Raw genomic sequence first — 18,596 nt, 5'->3', positions numbered from 1 at the left:
AAAAGCGAGATATCTTCCATAAAAATGTATCGTTTGCAGAAGAATAAAAATAGCCTGGAAACCGCCTCGGGGAATAGGAAATAGCCAGGTGTGAATGGCTTTGTTAGTCGCTAAAGTTGGGCCATCTTATCTACAGGTGACGGATCGCCATGACAAACTTTACGACCAGCACGCCGCATGACACATTATTTAAATCCTTTCTCACACACTCTGACACCGCGCGGGATTTTATGGAGATCCACTTACCCAAAGATTTACGTGAACTGTGCGATCTCGATAGCTTAAAACTGGAATCCGCCAGCTTTGTCGATGAAAAATTGCGGGCGCTACATTCCGATATTCTGTGGTCGGTAAAGACCCGTGAAGGCGATGGCTATATTTATGTAGTGATTGAACATCAGAGCCGTGAGGATATTCATATGGCCTTTCGTCTGATGCGATATTCCATGGCGGTGATGCAGCGCCATATCGAACATGATAAACGCCGGCAGCTACCGCTGGTCATCCCGATGCTGTTTTATCACGGTAGCCGTAGTCCTTATCCCTGGTCTTTGTGCTGGCTGGACGAATTTGCCGACCCGACTACCGCACGGAAGCTTTATACCGCCGCGTTCCCGCTGGTGGATATCACTGTCGTGCCAGACGACGAGATTGTGCAGCATCGCAGAGTCGCCCTGTTGGAGTTGATCCAAAAGTATATTCGCCAGCGCGATCTGATGGGGCTTATTGACCAACTGGTAGTATTACTGGTTACAGAGTGTGCTAATGACAGCCAGATAACTGCGCTGTTAAATTACATTTTACTGACTGGTGATGAAGCGCGTTTTAATGAGTTTATCAGTGAAATTACCCGTCGACTGCCACAACAAAGGGAGCGAATAATGACGATTGCAGAGCGAATTCATAATGATGGATATATAAAAGGGGAACAGCGCATTCTTCGATTGTTTTTGCAGAATGGGGCAGATCCTGAATGGATACAAAAGATTACCGGACTTTCGGCAGAGCAAATGCAGGCATTAGAGCAGCCCTTGCCTGACCGTGAGCACGATTCATGGCTCGAGAGCTAATATGGAACTATCGCTATGTGCCTCCAGCATATCCAGCACCTGATCCCACTGGGTAATTTCCACCGGACGCGTCATCGACGGTACTGGCGGCTGGGCTTTACGTTGCGCGACAAAATAACCCGAACGCGGCTACGGAGTGATGAGGTTCATCGTCTCCAGCGTCTGATACGCCTGCTGCACGGTGCTGACGCCGTGCTCCTGACTCAAGCTACGCACCGACGGCAATTTCTCCCTGTGACGATACAGCCCTTGCTCAATCCGCTCGGCAAGCAGAGTTGCCAGATGTTGATAACGCGTCATGCTGTATTCCTTATTTGGACCATACAGAGAGAAAAACCAGTACAGATGAGGCTAAAAAACCGGATGCAGATGCTGTTTTAACCTGTCTGTATGTTAAATAAAACTAATATTTGCATCTGTATTGTGAACTGCCAGAAGACGGATGATGAAGCCTCTGAAAGATGAGGAGGCAGCAGATGGAATTTCACGAAAAAAAAGCCAAAACGCCGTTTATCAGACTTGTGCAACTCTGGCAGGCGGTGAGGCGTTGGCGGCGGCAAATGCAGACCCGACGAGTGTTACAGCAAATGAGTGATGAACGGTTGAGGGATATTGGGTTACGCAGGGAGGATGTGCAGTGATAGAGGATGTTGAGAATAAATCAGGATATTAACTTTTTATATGTACCCTGGAAGAAACCTGAGTACATATAGATATCAGTTAAATTTAATATCAGTAATCAATTTTTTGATATAATCTTCTGGTTTCATCTTTGTTTTTTCTTTTATTTGCTGATAAGTTTCTTTCTTAATATTGATTTCAATTGTTTTATTTTTATTGATAATGCACGCAATTGGTATTAATAGCAATAATATAATAATTATAAGAATTATTTTTGAATTTCCATGTGAGTCCGATTCCTTCATTTTTTGGAATATTCTGCTCATGACTGGATTAACTGCTGAAGAAAACATAATCATAATGATAAAAACAGCCAAAAAATCTAATGTATATTTTGCGTAGTAACTTTCAGTATTCATTTCAAAAAAAAGTAACCACGCCAGTGCACAAAACAATGTCATACCAAAACATAAAAATGAAATAATAAAGCCAATTTGTTGCGTTCTTTTATCAAGTTCAGAGAGAAATTTCTCACCAACTCTTTGACTTTTATAAGGTGAAATAAGTGTGTGTACGGCATTGAAAAATACATTTGTGCAAATCAAAACAAAGAATATATTGATTGGCATAAATCCTATAAGTGTATAAAAGAAGAAGTCTTGTTGAAGATAGTACGGTAATCGATCATCAACTTCCATTAACAATGTAAATATAAACCCGAAAGAAACATAAAATAACAAACCTTCTTCACGTAATTTTTTAATGTATTTTTTGAATTTAAAATCTTTAATCATCTTCAGCATAGCTATTCCTTATTGTAAATAATATGTCCGGGGTAGAAGGTGCGACCCCGGCTATTAACATATTTTTATGTTGGCAAAGCAATTTTCCCCGTGAGCATATCAAACATCAGATAAGCAAAGCCCTTTGCCCGAGCTGGATCGGATAAATATTGCAACATAAATTCTTGCCGAGCGTCATTACTGTCCATTACAGCATTATCAACTGCCTGGAGGAAATCACCAAGAATCGCTTGTTCTGGCGGATTGTTTTTAATTTGTGTCATAACATTTTCATTTTCAGTTATTTTGTTATACACCGCAAAAGCATTGCTGATCATATCTTTGTCGGTCAAATGGTCACTAATGAATAATTCATTCATCCGAGAAAGAACCTGAGATAAAAACTCCTCTTTTTTATCTTTCGCTTTTGCCGTACCAATATTATTACTTGCATCCAGCGTATAGTCAGGCGTTTCTTCCTGTAAGCGTAAATCTTGCTCATGGATTTTCGATAAACGATAGTGACTCATCTCCACATTACTGAGATCAATTTCATCCTCTTCCAGACGTTGCTCATGCAGCAGTGGGCGTAAATGGCGCGCAAACAGGCTTAGCTTTTCCAGATCCTTGTCATCGTACTCAACGATTTGCGACATAAACTCATAAAAGCGAACAAAGCTGCCGAGATCTTTCTTGAAAATCTCCAGACGATCTTTCTCCTGCTTACAGGCTTTAAAACTGTTTTCCGCATTGGTGATTAACACCGTATCGCCCGTTTTTTTAGTGCGCTCGAACATCTCTTTGGCGGTCAAATAGGCGTCTATTGCCATCAGATAACGCTTTTTCCAGCGTTCGACCGCCGGTTTACAGATATTACTGATCGCCGCATTCGATTTATTTTTGATGAAGTACGCCTCGCAGAACTGCTCGACTTCATGCCACTGAAAAATCTGCGTGGCGCGCAGTTTTTCAAACAGATCGAATACCTGCTGCGGATCGCTGACATCGGTCAGTTCCGCCGTCTGGAAATAGGGCTGGAATGCGCCGAGGATCTCGTCTGGATCGTTATAAAAATCGAGGACAAAAGTGCCTGATTCCGCTTTGCCCGGATAGGTGCGATTCAGGCGGGAGAGCGTCTGCACGCACTCGACGCCGCCAAGGGCTTTATCCACGTACATCGCGCACAGCTTCGGCTGGTCAAAACCGGTCTGGAATTTATTGGCAACCAGCATGACCTGATAATCATCGCTGTCGAAGGCTTTGCGCATATCCCGCCCTTTCAGGCCGGGGTTCATGTTTATTTCAGTAAATTTCTGGTTTAACAATGCCAGGCTGTTAGGGTCGCCTTCCTGGAATTCAACTTCCCCGGAAAACGCCACCATCGCGCTGATTTTCTGGTAATTGTTCTCGCTAATGTATTTATCAAACGCCAGCTTGTAGCGCACAGCGGCTTTGCGTGAACTGGTGACCACCATCGCTTTGGCCTGGCCGCCAAGCAGGTGCATCACATGTTTGCGGAAGTGCTCCACAATCACCTTCACCTTCTGCGAGATATTGTGGTCGTGCAGCGTCACCCACTGATTGAGTTTTACCTTCGCCCGTTTGCTATCGACTTCGCGGTCTTTATCTTCCAACTTTTGCAGCAACTGATACGCCACTTTGTAGTTGGTGTAGTTTTTCAGCACGTCGAGGATAAAGCCTTCTTCGATTGCCTGGCGCATGGAGTAGACGTGGAAGGCCTCAGGTTTATTGGTTTTTGAGGCCGGTTCATCGGGACGCGGACAGCGACCAAAGAGTTCCAGGGTTTTGGATTTTGGCGTGGCGGTAAAGGCGTAGTAGTTCAGGTTACTGCTGCCTTTCCTGGCGGCAATGGTCGCATCCAGGATATCTTCTGACGACAGTACCAAGTCATCATCCATTTCTTCGCTCATCAGCACTTCTTTAAGCTGACGGGCGGTAGAACCGCTCTGCGAGGAGTGCGCTTCGTCGGCGATTACCGCGTATTTACGCTGTTTCAGGCTGACGCTGTTTTCGATTGCTTTCAATACGAACGGGAACGTCTGGATGGTGACGATAATAATCGGCTGCGATTTTTCCAGCGCGTTGGCGAGCTTTTCCGATTTGGAGCCGTCGCCCTCTCTGTTATTGATGCGCCCGACCACGCCGTCGGCGTGCTCGAACTGCCAGATGGTGTCCTGAAGCTGGTCGTCCAGCACCGTGCGGTCCGTCACCACGATAACGGAGTGGAACTGTTTTTCCCCGTTCACGTCGTACAGACGAGAAAGCTGGTGGGCGGTCCAGGCAATAGAGTTCGACTTTCCGGAACCGGCGCTGTGCTGGATCAGGTATTTATGGCCGGTTCCTTCAATCGTCGCGGCCTCCAGCAGTTTATTGACCACATCCCACTGATGATAACGCGGGAAAATCAGGCTCTCTTTCTTCGCTTTCATCCCGTTCCACTCCTCTTTTTCTTCAATCTGCAAATGGACAAAACTGGCGAGGATTTTTAATAAGTTGTCCGGCAGCAGCACTTCATTCCACAGATAATCGGTGGCGTAGCGGTGGGTATCTTCGGGGATCTCGTTGCCTGCGCCTCCGTCTTTGGTGCCTTTGTTAAACGGCAGGAAGAAGGTGCTGTCACCCGCGAGTTTGGTGGTCATAAATACGTCATACTGGCTGACGGCAAAATGCACCAGCGCGCCGCGCTTAAAGGTCAGCAGCGGTTCCGGTTTATTGGTGGCGGGATCTTTCGGCAGGCGGGTCTTTTTGTACTGCGCAATGGCGTTCTGCACCGCCTGTTTGAATTCGGATTTCAGCTCCAGCGTGGCAATTGGCAGGCCGTTGATAAACAGCACCAGGTCGATGCGCCATTTTTTGGCTTTCACGCCCGTTTCTGCAAAGACGCTATTTGAGGCATACGGGCTGTAGACCAGTTCCGGCACAATACGGCAGATATTCTGCTGATAGCGCGCCAGCGTTTCCGGGTTGAGATTATGTTCCGGTTTAAACTGACACAGCGAAAAACGGGCATTGCGGATTTTCAGGCCGTGACGAAGTACGCCGAGCGTACCCCAGGTGCGCGACTGGATATCGGTTGCGTTGCTGTCGGCTTTTTTAAGCTGCGCGACCAGCGCGTCGAGGAAATGGCGCTCGGTGTCGTTGGGGTAGACGCGGGAAAATTTCTCCCACTCCTGCGGTTGGGTGGTTTGTACGAAGTTTAAGGTGTCTTGTGCGTATAGTGCACGCTCTCTGTCGTAGGCGTCACCTTTGCCGACAATCCAGCCTTTTTCCACCATCTGTGCGATGATATCGTTTTGTAGGTTGACCTCTTTTGTGATGTCGTGGCTCATGCGCTGGCCTCCGTGGGTGTTTCCGCTTCGGAGATGGGGGCGGTCCAGTTGCGCAGGTCGATTTTGCCGGTGACGGCGGCGGAGATAAGGGCGGTGCGGCGTTCTTTAAGGAGTTCGATATTATCTGTACTATGCTCAATCAATTTTTTATCTAGAGAAATATATTTAGATATATAAGTTCCGATATTTACTTGCTCTTGATATGGTGGGATTGGAATATATAAATCAGTAATTCTTTCAACCGCAAGCCCCGGTTGTGCAGCAGAAACTGAATATTGGTTTAAGTTCATTATTCTTAATAATTCTCCTAACCATATTGTAACAGCTCTTTCGTTTGGGGTGACAACAACAGCATGTTCTGAAGCCCAAAACTTTCCAATTGCGTAATTTATATTTCCGCAAAGAGCACCTTGTCTACCAATAAGAACATATTCACCATTGTGTGTAAAATAAGAATAATATCCTCTTAATCCATTTCCACCATATACAGGATAGTTTCCTTCTGGTTCTATTGAATTGCTGGTTATAAAATCACCACTTTTCAAATTAGCAAACCATTTTAACTTGCATATGTGCCAGTGTTTCGGAACTTCACCCAACCACTCAACCCCAGAATCTTTCATCGGCACATCAGGATTTAGCCCTTTGGTCACTGCATGGCTAATCACGGCCTGACGTTTTTCTTTCAGTAGTTCAATAAGTTGTTGTTGTTTCTCGATTAGGTTATCGATTTTTGCGGTTTCATGATCAAGGAAAAGTGCAATCTTAGAAGATTCATCATTACGAGGTTTTGGGCATTGTATATCGCCTAAAAGTTCAAGGTTTAAACCGTCTCGTAAATCACCGCCAGCCATGTTACGTATATTCTGATAATTAGAAATGAGCCACCAAAATATATAGCGAGATTGATTCTTTTTATACAATACAATGGCCGCCATGGATTGGTTACAAGTGGTATTAATACCAAGTTGTGCAACCATACCTTTGGTTTTTCCCTGCCCAGCTAAAGCGACAACAAGTGCCCCTTTTGGTATCCACTTGGCACTACTATTTTCAAGTGCAGCGTTAGATATATATGTGGATGGCTCGACTATATAACCTTGATTTACTGCTCCAGAACTAATCCAGGGAACTGTACCATTCTCCCAATAATCAATAACATTTTTGGAGGGAGTTCCTCCTGCAAAAATATTGGATAGCCACCTCAGCTTAGTTTTTTTCCAGTTTAGTGGTAATTCATTACACCACTCCATCCCAGAATCCCTATACTCCGGATACGCCTGATATTTATTTAACCCTGCCATCAGGAATGTACCTCCTGCAACAGTTTCATAATCTCAGCGCTTACCGCATCCAGGTCCGCATCAATTTCTTCCAGCGGCCTTGGCGGCTGATAAACATAAAAATGACGATTAAACGGAATTTCATACCCCACAATCCCGATATCCCCATCTTTCGCATCGCGCTTATCGGCGTTAATCCACGCATCCGCAACATGCGGCAATACTTCTGCTTTGAAGTAACCCTCGATCAACTCGCTGGTAGATACCGCCGGATTTAACGGCACATTCTCGTTATCACGCAGGTCGCCATCCGGCTCAAACTCCACAACCTTTCCGTTGTACTCACACGCGCCATACAGCGGTTGGGCCGCCTCTTTCAGGACCTTGCTGACTACCGGCTCGGCGTCCGGGTTTTTGCGGGTAATGGCATCAATAAATTGCTTGTTCTCTTTCGCATCCAGCTTCACGCCTGCGGTTCTGAGCGCTTCTTTCAGCGTCAACTGGAACTGATTAAAGTCATTGCTAACGGTGTCTTTGCCGCCCGCCTGCATACCCATCGCCGCCTGAATACGCCGCGCTTTTTCCATTAACCCGCGCTGGGCCAGCCATAATTTGCTGTCGAGCAGATCTTTAATTTGCTTCTCTTTCAGCTCGCTAAAATCGGCTTTAAGAATGGCGCGGGCTTCACTTTCTACCGCTGTTAAGTCGCCGTAATTACCGTCCTGCCACTGGAAAGCAAAGGCGTCATATAGTTGCGCCATCGGAGCGTTAAACGGCTTCGGCGCAAAGCGCAATGTGGCAATGGCGTCATCACTTATCTGAGCCGACAGGCGCAACGGGCGCTCAACGGTGATGCGACGATAGCCAAAGTCGGTGCTGTGGAAGACTTTGCTGGCAAAAGTTTTTGCCGCCTCGGTTTTGGTTGTTGCGGGCTGGCGTCCCCGGCTGGATTTTTGTTCGGGTGCTTTCTCCAGGCCTAACGCCGCAAGCGTAGTGGTGGCAACGGGTTCGAAATCGCCAAACGTGCGGGTGATTAAACCAATATCCTCCTCCCCGAGAATATTACGTTTTGACCCCAGCGATTTACGCATCTTGCCGCACAGGTTGCTGCCGTCGATAAGCTGGACTTTGCCTTTGCGTTCTGGCGCTTTTTTATTCGACAAAATCCACACATAGGTAGCGATACCGGTGTTGTAAAACATGTCGGTGGGCAGGGCGATGATGCCTTCCAGCAAATCCGCTTCCAGAATGTAGCGGCGGATCTCGCTTTCACCGCTTCCTGCACCGCCGGTGAATAACGGCGAACCATTAAGAATGATGCCGATCCGCCCGCCACCGCTTTTGGCATCGCGCATTTTGCTGATCAGGTGCAGCAGAAACAGCAACGAGCCGTCGGAGACGCGGGGTAGGCCGGGGCCAAAGCGACCATCAGCACCTTTGAGTTTGTGCTCGTCGTTGATGTCGGTTTCTATCTTTTTCCAGTCCACGCCGAAAGGTGGATTAGAAAGCATGTAATCGAATTTTTCTGCGGGGAGCTGATCGTTGGACAGGGTGTTCCCGAGTTTGATAAGGCTGACATCCTGGCCCTTAATCAGCATGTCGGCTTTGCAGATGGCGTAGGATTCCGGGTTTAACTCCTGACCAAACGCGCGCATCACGGCATTGGGGTTTTGTTGGTGGACGAACTCCATGCCGGAGGAGAGAAAGCCGCCGGTTCCCGCTGTTGGGTCGTAAATGGTGCGGATGATGCCGTCTTTATTGAGCGCGTCATCATCATCGAAAAACACCAGCGAGGTGGTCAGATTGACGATATCACGCGGGGTAAAGTGCTCCCCGGCGGTTTCGTTAGAACTCTCGGCAAAACGTCGGATCAGCTCCTCAAATACCAGCCCCATATCGTGGTTGGTAACGTGCTCTGGGTATAAATCTGCTTTAGCGAATATTTGCACCACTTTGAACAGCAAGTTCGCATCAGCCAGTTGCCCGACAAACTCGCTGAACTTGAAGTGTTCGAAAATTTCGCGGGCATCCGAAGAGAACGACTGGATGTAGTTTTCCAGGTTGTCCTGTATGCCATTTTGCCCCATTTTGCTGAGATCCATCGCTGAGGCATTGAAGAACGTGAGGCCATTAGTCGCCCGCAGGATCATTTTCTCCTGGGCTTCCTCCGGCAGTTTCATGGCTTTTACTTTTTTCGCCTCGGTAATCACCGCGTCTTTCGTTGTTTCGAGTACGCATTCCAGACGACGCAAAAGGGTAAAAGGAAGAATAATTCGTCCATATTGTGATTGTTTAAAATCGCCGCGTAACAGGTCGGCGACAGACCACAGGAAGGCAGCGATCTGACTGAAATTAGTTGATGACATAAAAAGCATTCCTTGCCCTGAAAAAGAGGGAGATATTCAATGTGAAGTGAATGCTTTGTTATATCAAACTATCGTTGTGATGATCAAAAACATGATCATTTTCAATGCGTTATAAATATACATTGGAAGTGTTAATTGTTCTAATGAATGCGTTCTGAGGTGTTTCTTAATATATTTTGATTTATCCTGGAATGGTATTTTTGCAGAAACAAAGACGCTAACTTTTATTTTTTATTCGCAGCATAATGACGTCGTTTGCCAGCACAATTTGACAGGAGTCATTCATGAAAGCCACCGAAGCCCGATTACTCGATTTTCTAAAACGCTCTCAGCAATTCGTTATTCCCATTTATCAGCGTACTTATTCATGGTCAGAGGAACAGTGCCGCCAGCTCTGGGACGATGTAATACGTGCCGGGCAGCGTGATGATATCCCGGCGCATTTTATCGGCTCGGTGGTGTATATCGAACAGGGCCTATATCAGGTTTCGGGGATCTCTCCCTTACTGGTGATTGACGGTCAGCAACGCCTGACAACGGCGATGTTATTGCTGGAAGCGTTGTCCAGACACCTTGACGATGACGAGGTGATGGATGGTTTCTCCGCCATGAAATTACGAAACTATTATCTGCTCAATCCGTATGAATCGGGCGAGCGTGGTTTTAAGTTACTGCTTACGCAAACGGACAGAGAGAGCCTGCTGGCATTGATTAGACAAAAACCGCTGGCAGAAAATTGCTCTCTACGCGTGAAAGAGAATTTTGAGTTTTTCCATGAGCAAATAGGCAAACTCCACGGCAATTTCACCGCGTTATGTCAGGGCCTTTCCAAACTGCTGATTGTGGATGTCGCCTTGAATCGCGGTCAGGATAATCCGCAACTAATCTTTGAAAGCATGAACTCAACAGGAAAAGCGCTGAGTCAGGCGGATCTGGTTCGCAACTATGTTCTGATGGGGCTGGAGCCAGAACATCAAAGCCAACTGTACGATGATTACTGGCGGCCCATGGAGCTGGCATTTGGTCAGAAGGGATACACTGACTATTTCGACAGTTTTATGCGTAATTACCTGACGGTAAAAACAGGTGAGATTCCGCGAATTGGTGATGTCTATGAAGCCTTTAAACGCTATGCGCGAAAACCAGGAGTGATGGATAGCGGGATGGAGGCGCTGGTTGCGGATATTCGTACCTATGCGGATTATTTTTGTGCGATGGCGCTGGATAGCGAAAAAGACAAAATATTAAAGATGGCGTTTCAGGATCTACGTGAGCTGAAAGTCGATGCCGCCTGGCCGTTCCTGTTGGTGCTTTATCACGACTATAAACAAGGAATTCTTTCTGCCGCGGATTTTTTAAGTGCCACGCGTTTAATTGAGTCGTATATCTTCCGGCGCGCAGTCTGTGCCATTCCCACCAACTCATTTACTAAAACTTTCGCCACGTTTTACAAAGTGCTGGATAAAGAGCGTTATCTGGAGAGCATTGCGGCGCATTTGCTGGAACTGCCTTCCTACCGTCGTTTCCCGGATGATGATGAATTTCAACGTGAACTGAAAACTCGCGATCTCTACAACTTCCGTAATCGCAGCTATTGGCTACGCAGATTTGAAAACCACGATCGTAAAGAACGGGTCTATGTTGACACTTATACGATTGAACATATCATGCCGCAGAACCCTAATTTATCGGCGAAGTGGCGCGATGACCTTGGTCCGGAATGGAAGCGTATCCATAAAAAGTGGCTCCATACGTTGGGTAATTTAACGTTAACTGGCTATAACTCAAGCTACAGCGACCGTCCATTTGCGAAGAAGCGAGATATAAAAGGTGGCTTTAAGGAAAGTCCATTACGCCTGAACACGGGGTTAGGGCAATGTGAAATATGGGATCGTGCAGCGATACAAAAGAGAGCGGAACGTCTGGCCGAGCTGGCAATAGACGTCTGGGCGATCCCCAAACTTTCGGAAGACGTGTTGGCTCGTTATCGCACCGTCGTTGAACGAGGAACGGGATATGTCCTTACTGATTTCCCGCAACTTGAAGAAGGTACGCACATCCGCGTACTTTTTGACAGCCTTTCTGATGCCGTTATGACGCTGGACGCTGGGGTTACGCGAGAAATATTGAAGCTCTATGTTGCCTTCAAAGCGGAGACGAATTTTGTTGATGTGGTGCCGCAAAAAAGTCGCTTACGTTTATCACTAAATATGCCATTCTATGAACTGGTTGACCCAAAATGTATGGCTAAAGATGTCACAGATATAGGCCGTTGGGGCAATGGCGATGTTGAAGTAGGTTTCAGCGATCTTTCTGAGCTTCCTTATGTGATGGGATTAATTCGTCAGGCATTTGAAAAGCAGATGGATAACGCGATGGCTTAATATGGAATAATATCCTCTTTACCATGCAATCAAGGATCCTCTAATGACAACCAAACTACTGGACCTGAGCTGGAATGCAAATGCCATCCCGGCGATGCAAATTGTCGGTACGCGCGCAGCCTTGTTTACCTTCAAAACGCATATGGCAGGGTTTGTCTGGGATGCCGCGCAACTGGAAAATAACCCCTATACCTTTGTTGAAGTTAAAACGTTGCTTGATGGTGTCACTGTTGGCGGGCATAAGGTCAGTGATACTGAGCAGGTGTTGAACCTGGCAGATAGCGCAAAAAAACTGATTGAACTTGTGCAATTCGGGCGTTTCGACCTTGATAAGAAAACGTTCACGTTACTTAACGGCATTATTGCGCGTAATGAGGCGCTGGAGTGGGGCGTTTTTCGCGGCGAAGGTGAAGAGTTACATTACAATGCGCGCGTTCATCTCGGTGAACTGGGCACTCATTTTCCACCAGCCACTGAAGCAGGTGCACCTGAACTGAATCGAATATTCGCCGCAGGTGTGGCACAAATAAAAGAGATGCCACCGTTCGAAGGGGCGCTGGCAATGTTTTTATTTGGTGCTTATTTTCAGTTTTTCTTTGATGGCAACAAGCGTACCAGTCGCCATATGATGAACGGCTGGTTAATGCGCCACGGTTACAATCCCATTAGTGTACCCGCAGCTCGTGCGCTGGAGTTCAACAGCAAAATGGTGCGCTTTTATCACAGCAAAGATGCCAGTGAAATGATGGCATTTTTGGTGGATTGCTATCAGGTTTGAATAAGTGCTGGATGGTGTCCCAATGCTGCCATCCAGCCCCTTCATATCAACTTCCCTATCTTTTCCTAAAACGTGATGCTATTTCCAACATTCGAATCATCAGTGCACGAAAAGCAGATCGTAAAGAGAGGAGCCGCTATGAGCATGGTTAAACATAAACGAGGGACACCCTCTACACTCGATGTGCAGCATGAGGCCGAACTGAAGGCGCTGGCGAACAAATCCGACGAGGATATTGATTACAGCGACATCCCACCTTCCAGCGATGAGCAATGGTCTAACGCAGAACGCGGTAAGTTTTATCGGCCATTGAAAACTCAGGCTTCGGTGCGTATTGATGCTGATGTGATGGAATGGCTGAAGCGACCAGGTAAAGGTTATCAAACTCGCCTGAACGCAATTTTACGTGAAGCGATGCTGCGCGATCAGAACAAAAAATAATTCAGGCCGCCACATGGCGGCCATCATCCAAAATTACTTCCTCAACCCCGCAAACGCTGCCCGAATCTCATCTTCCGGCAACTGAATCCCGATAAACACCATCGTACTATGCGGTTTTTCATCGCCCCACGGGCGGTCCCAGTCGGCGCTGTAGAGGCGTTGGACGCCCTGGAACAGCAGGCGGTTAGGTTCGCCGTCAATCCATAGCATCCCTTTGTAACGCAGTAGTTTATCCGCCGACTCCAGCAGCAGGTTTTCCATCACGCGGGAAACTTCGCTGATATCTACCGGGTAATCCAGTTCCACCACAATCGACGAAATATCGTTTTGTTTATCCGCGATAAAATGGAAACGCGGTTTGGTGCTGACGACGTTTTCTTCCAGCATAAAACCGTTGGTGTTGAACAGCAGGCCCAGGTCGATGTCGCCGTGGGTGACGGTGTAGACCGGTGCACGGGCGTTGATGCGCGCCAGGCGTTCACGCAGTTTTTCTGCTTCGCCTGCGACGTCGGTTTTCGTCAGCAGAATACGGTCGGCGTAGCCAACCTGTGACTGGGCGATGGTGAACTGGTTCATCTGCTCATCGGCATGTACCGCATCCACCAGCGCAATCACGCCGTCCAGCAGGTAACGCTGGCATAAAATCTCATGGGAGAAAAAGGTCTGAATAATCGGGCCGGGATCGGCCATGCCGGTGCATTCAATCACCAGACGGTCGAACTGAATATTGCCCTTGTCGAGATTATCCAGCAGGTCGAGTAGGGCGTCTTCCAGCTCGTTGGAGCGCGAACAGCAGATGCAGCCGTTGGTCAGCGTTTTGATCTGCGTGGCGCGATCGCCAATCAATTGATCATCAACGGAGACTTCGCCGAATTCGTTTTCAATCACGGCAATCTTGTAGCCGTGTTGTTCGTTAAGAATATGGCGCAGCAGGGTGGTTTTTCCTGCGCCTAAAAAACCGGTGAGTAGGGTAACTGCAATCGGGTTCATGCTCTCTCCATTAACAACAGCGCATACCGCCTTTACCATCGCCGCCGTAGCGCGCGTTCTGGCGTTCGCGGAAGAATTCTTCATAGCTCATGTACGGCTTGTCGGGATGGTTGGTCTTCATATGCTCGACGTAGTTGTCGTAGTCTGGAATGCCAATCAACATCTTCGCCGCCTGGCCGAGATATTTTTTTGCCTGTCCTAAGTTACCAAACATTTTGCCTTCCAGATATGCGTAAAGCCCGGAAGGTCCGGGCTGGGGATTTGCCGGATGCGGCGTAAACGCCTTATCCGGCCTACGATAGACATTTTGTAAGCCGGATAAGGCAACCGGTTAGTGGTGCGAAGAGATCTTCACGCCGCCTTCCGGGATTGGAACGTACGGTGTTTCTTTGTCAGTACGTTTGTCGCTGTTACGCACCTTCAGCCAGGTTTTGAAACCGTAGAAGATGATGCTGTACACCACAATCAGGAACAGAATACTCAGGCCTGCGTTGGTGTAGTTGTTCACAACGATGTGGTTCATGTTGGCAATCTGCTGCGCCGTCAGGTCAGTACCGTTAGCAATCTTCTCTTTGTACTGGCTTGCCATGTAGAAGAAGCCTTCCATCTGCGGGTTGGTGCTGAACAGTTTCAGGCCCAGCGCCCAGGTGGTGCAGATAAGCAGCCATACAGCCGGAACAACAGTTACCCAGATGTATTGGGTGCGCTTCATCTTAATCAGCACAACGGTGCCCAGTACCAGCGCTACGGCTGCCAGCATCTGGTTGGAGATACCGAACAGCGGCCACAGGCTCTTAACGCCGCCCAGCGGATCGACCACGCCCTGATACAGCAGGTAGCCCCACAGACCCACACAGCCCGCAGTACCGATGATACCGGCAACCAGAGAGTCGGTTTTTTTCAGGAACGGGATGAAGTTACCCAGCAGGTCTTGCAGCATAAAGCGGCCAGAACGGGTACCCGCATCCAGCGCGGTCAGGATGAACAGGGCTTCGAACAGAATACCGAAGTGATACCAGAAGCCCATGTCAGCCATCGGCAGCACTTTGTGGAACACGTGAGCGATACCTACCGCCAGCGTTGGTGCACCACCTGCACGGTTCAGGACAGAAGGCTCACCAATGTCTTTCGCGGTTTGCAGGATCTGCTCTGGCGAAATCACGAAGCCCCAGGAGCTGACGGTCGCTGCCGCGTGTGCGGTAACGTCTTTCAGCTGTGCCATGATGATCGGCGCGTTCTCGCCACCCATTTCATGCAGGTTAGGCATGGTGATGCCGAGGCCAGCAGGCGGGGTGTTCATCGCGAAGTAAAGACCCGGTTCGATGATGGACGCAGCAACCAGCGCCATAATCGCCACGAAGGACTCCATCAGCATTGCGCCGTAGCCGATGAAACGCGCGTCGGTTTCGTTAGCCAGCAGTTTCGGCGTCGTACCGGAAGAGATCAGCGCGTGGAAGCCGGATACCGCACCACAGGCGATGGTGATGAACAGGAACGGGAACAGAGCGCCTTTCCACAGCGGGCCAGTACCGTCAATGTACTGGGTCATCGCAGGCATTTTCAGTTCCGGGTTCAGCACCACGATACCCAGCGCCAGGCCGACGATAACGCCGATTTTCAGGAAGGTTGCCAGATAGTCGCGCGGTGCGAGGATCAGCCACACTGGCAGCAGTGCGGAAATAAACGCATAGCCAATCAGCGCGAAAGTAATGGTGGTGTCTTTAAAGGTCAGTGCCGGACCCCAGTACGGATCGTGAGCAATCACGCCACCGAAGTAGATAGAGGCAACCAGCAGCACGATACCAATGACAGAGACTTCACCCACACGCCCCGGACGAATAAAGCGCATGTAGATACCCATAAACAGCGCAATCGGTACGGTTGAGCAAACGGTGAAGACACCCCACGGACTTTCGGCCAGGGCTTTAACCACAATCAGCGCCAGAACGGCGAGGATGATGATCATGATTAAGAAACAGCCAAACAGCGCGATAGTCCCCGGTACTGGCCCCATCTCTTCTTTGATCATCTCACCGAGAGATGCACCGTTACGGCGAGAGGAGATAAACAGCACCATAAAGTCCTGTACCGCACCGGCCAGCACTACCCCCGCCAGCAGCCACAGTGTGCCAGGCAGGTAACCCATCTGCGCGGCGAGAACCGGACCCACCAGCGGACCGGCACCGGCGATAGCGGCGAAGTGGTGACCAAACAACACGTAACGGTTGGTCGGAACGTAGTTCAGACCGTCGTTGTTAATAACCGCAGGCGTCGCGCGCGTGGGGTCGAGTTTCATCACCTTCTGGGCGATGTACAGACTGTAGTAGCGATAAGCCACCAGATACACCGACACAGAGGCGACCACGATCCACAGGGCGCTGACGTGCTCCCCCCGACGTAATGCAACTACCGCGAGGCAGAATGCACCGATGATTCCGAGAATCACCCAGGGTATGTGCTTGAATATCTTTTTAGTATCCATAGTAAAACCTGGCATGTATTGATTAATAGTTGGCCGAAGCCGTTCTAGGTTTGCGTTGCGTTTGAGGAGGTAAATTGACCGCTATCCTGCAGTGATGTTGCCAGAGTTACGCGCGCGTAAAGTAAGGTAAATAACTGAGTGGTTATTTTAGGGATGTAAGCGGTCAGGAATGGCGGTGAGTGGCAAAGGCGTCGTTTAAGTGACCATAAATATGTGATTTATATCACATATTTATATTGCGAATAATTTATGTAAATAATGGCTTTTTAAATTCAGGGGGTGAATAAAATTACTCGGCGTCATCTCCGCGGGATATTCATAAAGTTTTTCCTTTCCTGGCCGAAAATCTTGCATCGGTCCACAGGAAAGAGAAACCATGTTAAAACGTATCAAAATTGTGACCAGCCTACTGCTGGTTTTGGCCGTTTTTGGCCTTTTACAACTGACGTCAGGCGGTCTGTTCTTTAATGCCTTAAAGAACGACAAAGAAAATTTCACTGTTTTACAAACCATTCGCCAGCAGCAATCCACGCTGAATGGCAGCTGGGTCGCGTTGTTGCAGACGCGTAACACCCTCAACCGCGCGGGTATCCGCTACATGATGGATCAGAACAATATTGGTAGCGGTTCAACCGTTGCTGAGCTGATGCAGAGTGCCAGTATTTCGCTGAAACAGGCGGAAAAAAACTGGGCGGATTACGAAGCGTTGCCGCGTGACCCGCGTCAGAGCACCGCCGCAGCGGCAGAGATCAAACGTAATTACGATATTTATCACAATGCGCTGGCGGAGCTGATACAACTGTTAGGTGCAGGCAAAATCAACGAGTTCTTTGATCAGCCGACCCAGGGATATCAGGACGGTTTCGAGAAGCAGTATGTGGCTTACATGGAGCAAAACGATCGGCTCTATGATATCGCCGTCAGCGATAACAATGCCTCCTACAGCCAGGCGATGTGGATTCTGGTAGGCGTGATGATCGTCGTACTGGCGGTCATCTTCGCCGTCTGGTTCGGTATTAAAGCCTCGTTGGTCGCGCCAATGAATCGCCTGATTGACAGCATTCGTCATATTGCAGGCGGCGATCTGGTGAAACCGATTGAGGTGGATGGCTCTAATGAGATGGGGCAACTGGCAGAGAGTTTGCGCCATATGCAGGGAGAGCTGATGCGTACCGTCGGTGATGTGCGCAACGGGGCCAATGCCATTTATAGCGGTGCCAGCGAAATCGCCACCGGCAATAACGATCTCTCTTCGCGCACCGAGCAACAGGCCGCTTCGCTGGAAGAGACGGCAGCCAGCATGGAGCAACTGACCGCAACGGTGAAACAGAACGCCGAAAATGCGCGCCAGGCCAGCCATCTGGCGTTAAGTGCTTCCGAAACGGCGCAACGCGGCGGCAAAGTGGTGGATAACGTGGTGCAGACTATGCGCGATATCTCCACCAGTTCGCAGAAAATCGCCGATATTATCAGCGTAATTGACGGCATTGCCTTCCAGACCAATATTCTGGCTTTGAACGCGGCGGTTGAGGCTGCGCGTGCGGGTGAGCAAGGACGCGGTTTTGCGGTGGTCGCGGGAGAAGTGCGTAATCTGGCCCAGCGTAGCGCTCAGGCGGCTCGTGAAATTAAAAGCCTGATTGAAGACTCGGTGGGGAAAGTGGATGTTGGCTCTACGCTGGTCGAAAGCGCCGGGGAAACAATGGCGGAGATTGTCAGTGCCGTGACCCGCGTGACGGACATTATGGGCGAAATTGCTTCTGCTTCTGATGAGCAGAGCCGTGGTATCGATCAGGTTGGCTTAGCGGTTGCTGAGATGGACCGGGTAACTCAACAGAACGCCGCGCTGGTGGAAGAATCTGCCGCCGCCGCCGCCGCGCTGGAAGAGCAGGCCAGTCGCCTGACCGAAGCAGTGGCAGTGTTCCGGATTCAGCAACAGCAGCAACAGCAGCGTGAAGCATCGGCTGTGGTAAATACCGTGACGCCAGCTACGCCGCGCAAAATGGCCGTGGCAGATAGCGAGGAGAACTGGGAAACGTTTTAACGTAATGA

The 18,596-nt window shown here is 48.9% G+C and carries 13 protein-coding genes and 1 pseudogene; 6 read left to right on the top strand and 8 right to left on the bottom strand.

Annotated elements, in window-relative coordinates; translation table 11 throughout:
• The first annotated feature begins 149 nt into the window (after positions 1-149).
• The gene (locus tag ACJHX4_RS14520) at positions 150-1,070 is read left to right on the top strand and encodes an Rpn family recombination-promoting nuclease/putative transposase (protein WP_001531294.1); all 921 of its coding nucleotides are present in this window, start codon (positions 150-152) and stop codon (positions 1,068-1,070) included.
• On the opposite strand, the pseudogene ACJHX4_RS14515 reads toward ACJHX4_RS14520, so the two are convergent.
• Positions 1,062-1,370: pseudogene (locus ACJHX4_RS14515) on the bottom strand (GntR family transcriptional regulator); the annotation flags it as partial. The gene ACJHX4_RS14520 and the pseudogene ACJHX4_RS14515 overlap by 9 nt on opposite strands.
• A 176-nt stretch (positions 1,371-1,546) precedes the next feature.
• Here ACJHX4_RS14515 and ACJHX4_RS14510 point away from each other — a divergent pair.
• Positions 1,547-1,711, top strand: a complete 165-nt coding sequence (locus tag ACJHX4_RS14510; protein ID WP_000394259.1) for a DUF1127 domain-containing protein — start codon at positions 1,547-1,549, stop codon at positions 1,709-1,711.
• 75 nt (positions 1,712-1,786) lie between these two features.
• Here ACJHX4_RS14510 and ACJHX4_RS14505 read toward each other — a convergent pair whose 3' ends face one another.
• From ACJHX4_RS14505 to ACJHX4_RS14490, 4 genes are all read right to left on the bottom strand, one after another.
• Complete coding sequence (locus tag ACJHX4_RS14505; RefSeq protein ID WP_042343560.1) at positions 1,787-2,494, bottom strand: hypothetical protein; 708 nt, start codon at positions 2,492-2,494, stop codon at positions 1,787-1,789.
• 65 nt (positions 2,495-2,559) lie between these two features.
• The gene (locus tag ACJHX4_RS14500) at positions 2,560-5,823 is read right to left on the bottom strand and encodes a type I restriction endonuclease subunit R (RefSeq protein WP_001531295.1); all 3,264 of its coding nucleotides are present in this window, start codon (positions 5,821-5,823) and stop codon (positions 2,560-2,562) included.
• Positions 5,820-7,127: a restriction endonuclease subunit S gene (locus ACJHX4_RS14495; protein WP_000907913.1), complete on the bottom strand. Its 1,308-nt coding sequence runs from the start codon at positions 7,125-7,127 to the stop codon at positions 5,820-5,822. Before ACJHX4_RS14495 ends, ACJHX4_RS14500 begins: the two co-directional genes overlap by 4 nt.
• Entirely contained in the window at positions 7,127-9,472 is a 2,346-nt protein-coding gene (locus ACJHX4_RS14490; protein ID WP_001531296.1) for a class I SAM-dependent DNA methyltransferase, read from the bottom strand. Before ACJHX4_RS14490 ends, ACJHX4_RS14495 begins: the two co-directional genes overlap by 1 nt.
• Positions 9,473-9,756: 284 nt before the next feature.
• Here ACJHX4_RS14490 and ACJHX4_RS14485 point away from each other — a divergent pair, with 284 nt between their 5' ends.
• From ACJHX4_RS14485 to ACJHX4_RS14475, 3 genes are all read left to right on the top strand, one after another.
• The gene (locus ACJHX4_RS14485; RefSeq protein ID WP_001531297.1) at positions 9,757-11,856 is read left to right on the top strand and encodes a DUF262 domain-containing protein; all 2,100 of its coding nucleotides are present in this window, start codon (positions 9,757-9,759) and stop codon (positions 11,854-11,856) included.
• Between the two features lie 43 nt (positions 11,857-11,899).
• Positions 11,900-12,634 (top strand): Fic family protein, encoded by a 735-nt coding sequence (locus ACJHX4_RS14480; protein ID WP_000208597.1) that lies wholly within the window; start codon positions 11,900-11,902, stop codon positions 12,632-12,634.
• A 138-nt stretch (positions 12,635-12,772) separates the two neighbouring features.
• Complete coding sequence (locus ACJHX4_RS14475) at positions 12,773-13,075, top strand: BrnA antitoxin family protein (protein ID WP_000063150.1); 303 nt, start codon at positions 12,773-12,775, stop codon at positions 13,073-13,075.
• Positions 13,076-13,108: 33 nt separating this feature from the next.
• On the opposite strand, the gene yjiA is transcribed toward ACJHX4_RS14475, so the two are convergent.
• From yjiA to btsT, 3 genes are all read right to left on the bottom strand, one after another.
• Entirely contained in the window at positions 13,109-14,065 is a 957-nt protein-coding gene (gene yjiA, locus ACJHX4_RS14470) for a GTPase (RefSeq protein WP_001295525.1), read from the bottom strand.
• Positions 14,066-14,075: 10 nt separating this feature from the next.
• Positions 14,076-14,279, bottom strand: coding sequence for a YbdD/YjiX family protein (locus ACJHX4_RS14465; RefSeq protein ID WP_000467859.1), 204 nt, complete (start codon positions 14,277-14,279; stop codon positions 14,076-14,078).
• A 117-nt stretch (positions 14,280-14,396) separates the two neighbouring features.
• Positions 14,397-16,547, bottom strand: a complete 2,151-nt coding sequence (gene btsT, locus ACJHX4_RS14460) for a pyruvate/proton symporter BtsT (RefSeq protein ID WP_001531299.1) — start codon at positions 16,545-16,547, stop codon at positions 14,397-14,399.
• Between the two features lie 376 nt (positions 16,548-16,923).
• On the opposite strand from btsT, the gene tsr reads away from it, so the two are divergent.
• Complete coding sequence (tsr, locus tag ACJHX4_RS14455; protein WP_001531300.1) at positions 16,924-18,588, top strand: methyl-accepting chemotaxis protein; 1,665 nt, start codon at positions 16,924-16,926, stop codon at positions 18,586-18,588.
• Positions 18,589-18,596: the final 8 nt, after the last annotated feature.

It is taken from the genome of Escherichia sp. WS2035 (assembly GCF_046487065.1).
Classification (GTDB): domain Bacteria; phylum Pseudomonadota; class Gammaproteobacteria; order Enterobacterales; family Enterobacteriaceae; genus Escherichia; species Escherichia coli.
This window is presented reverse-complemented; position numbering and strand designations above follow the sequence as displayed.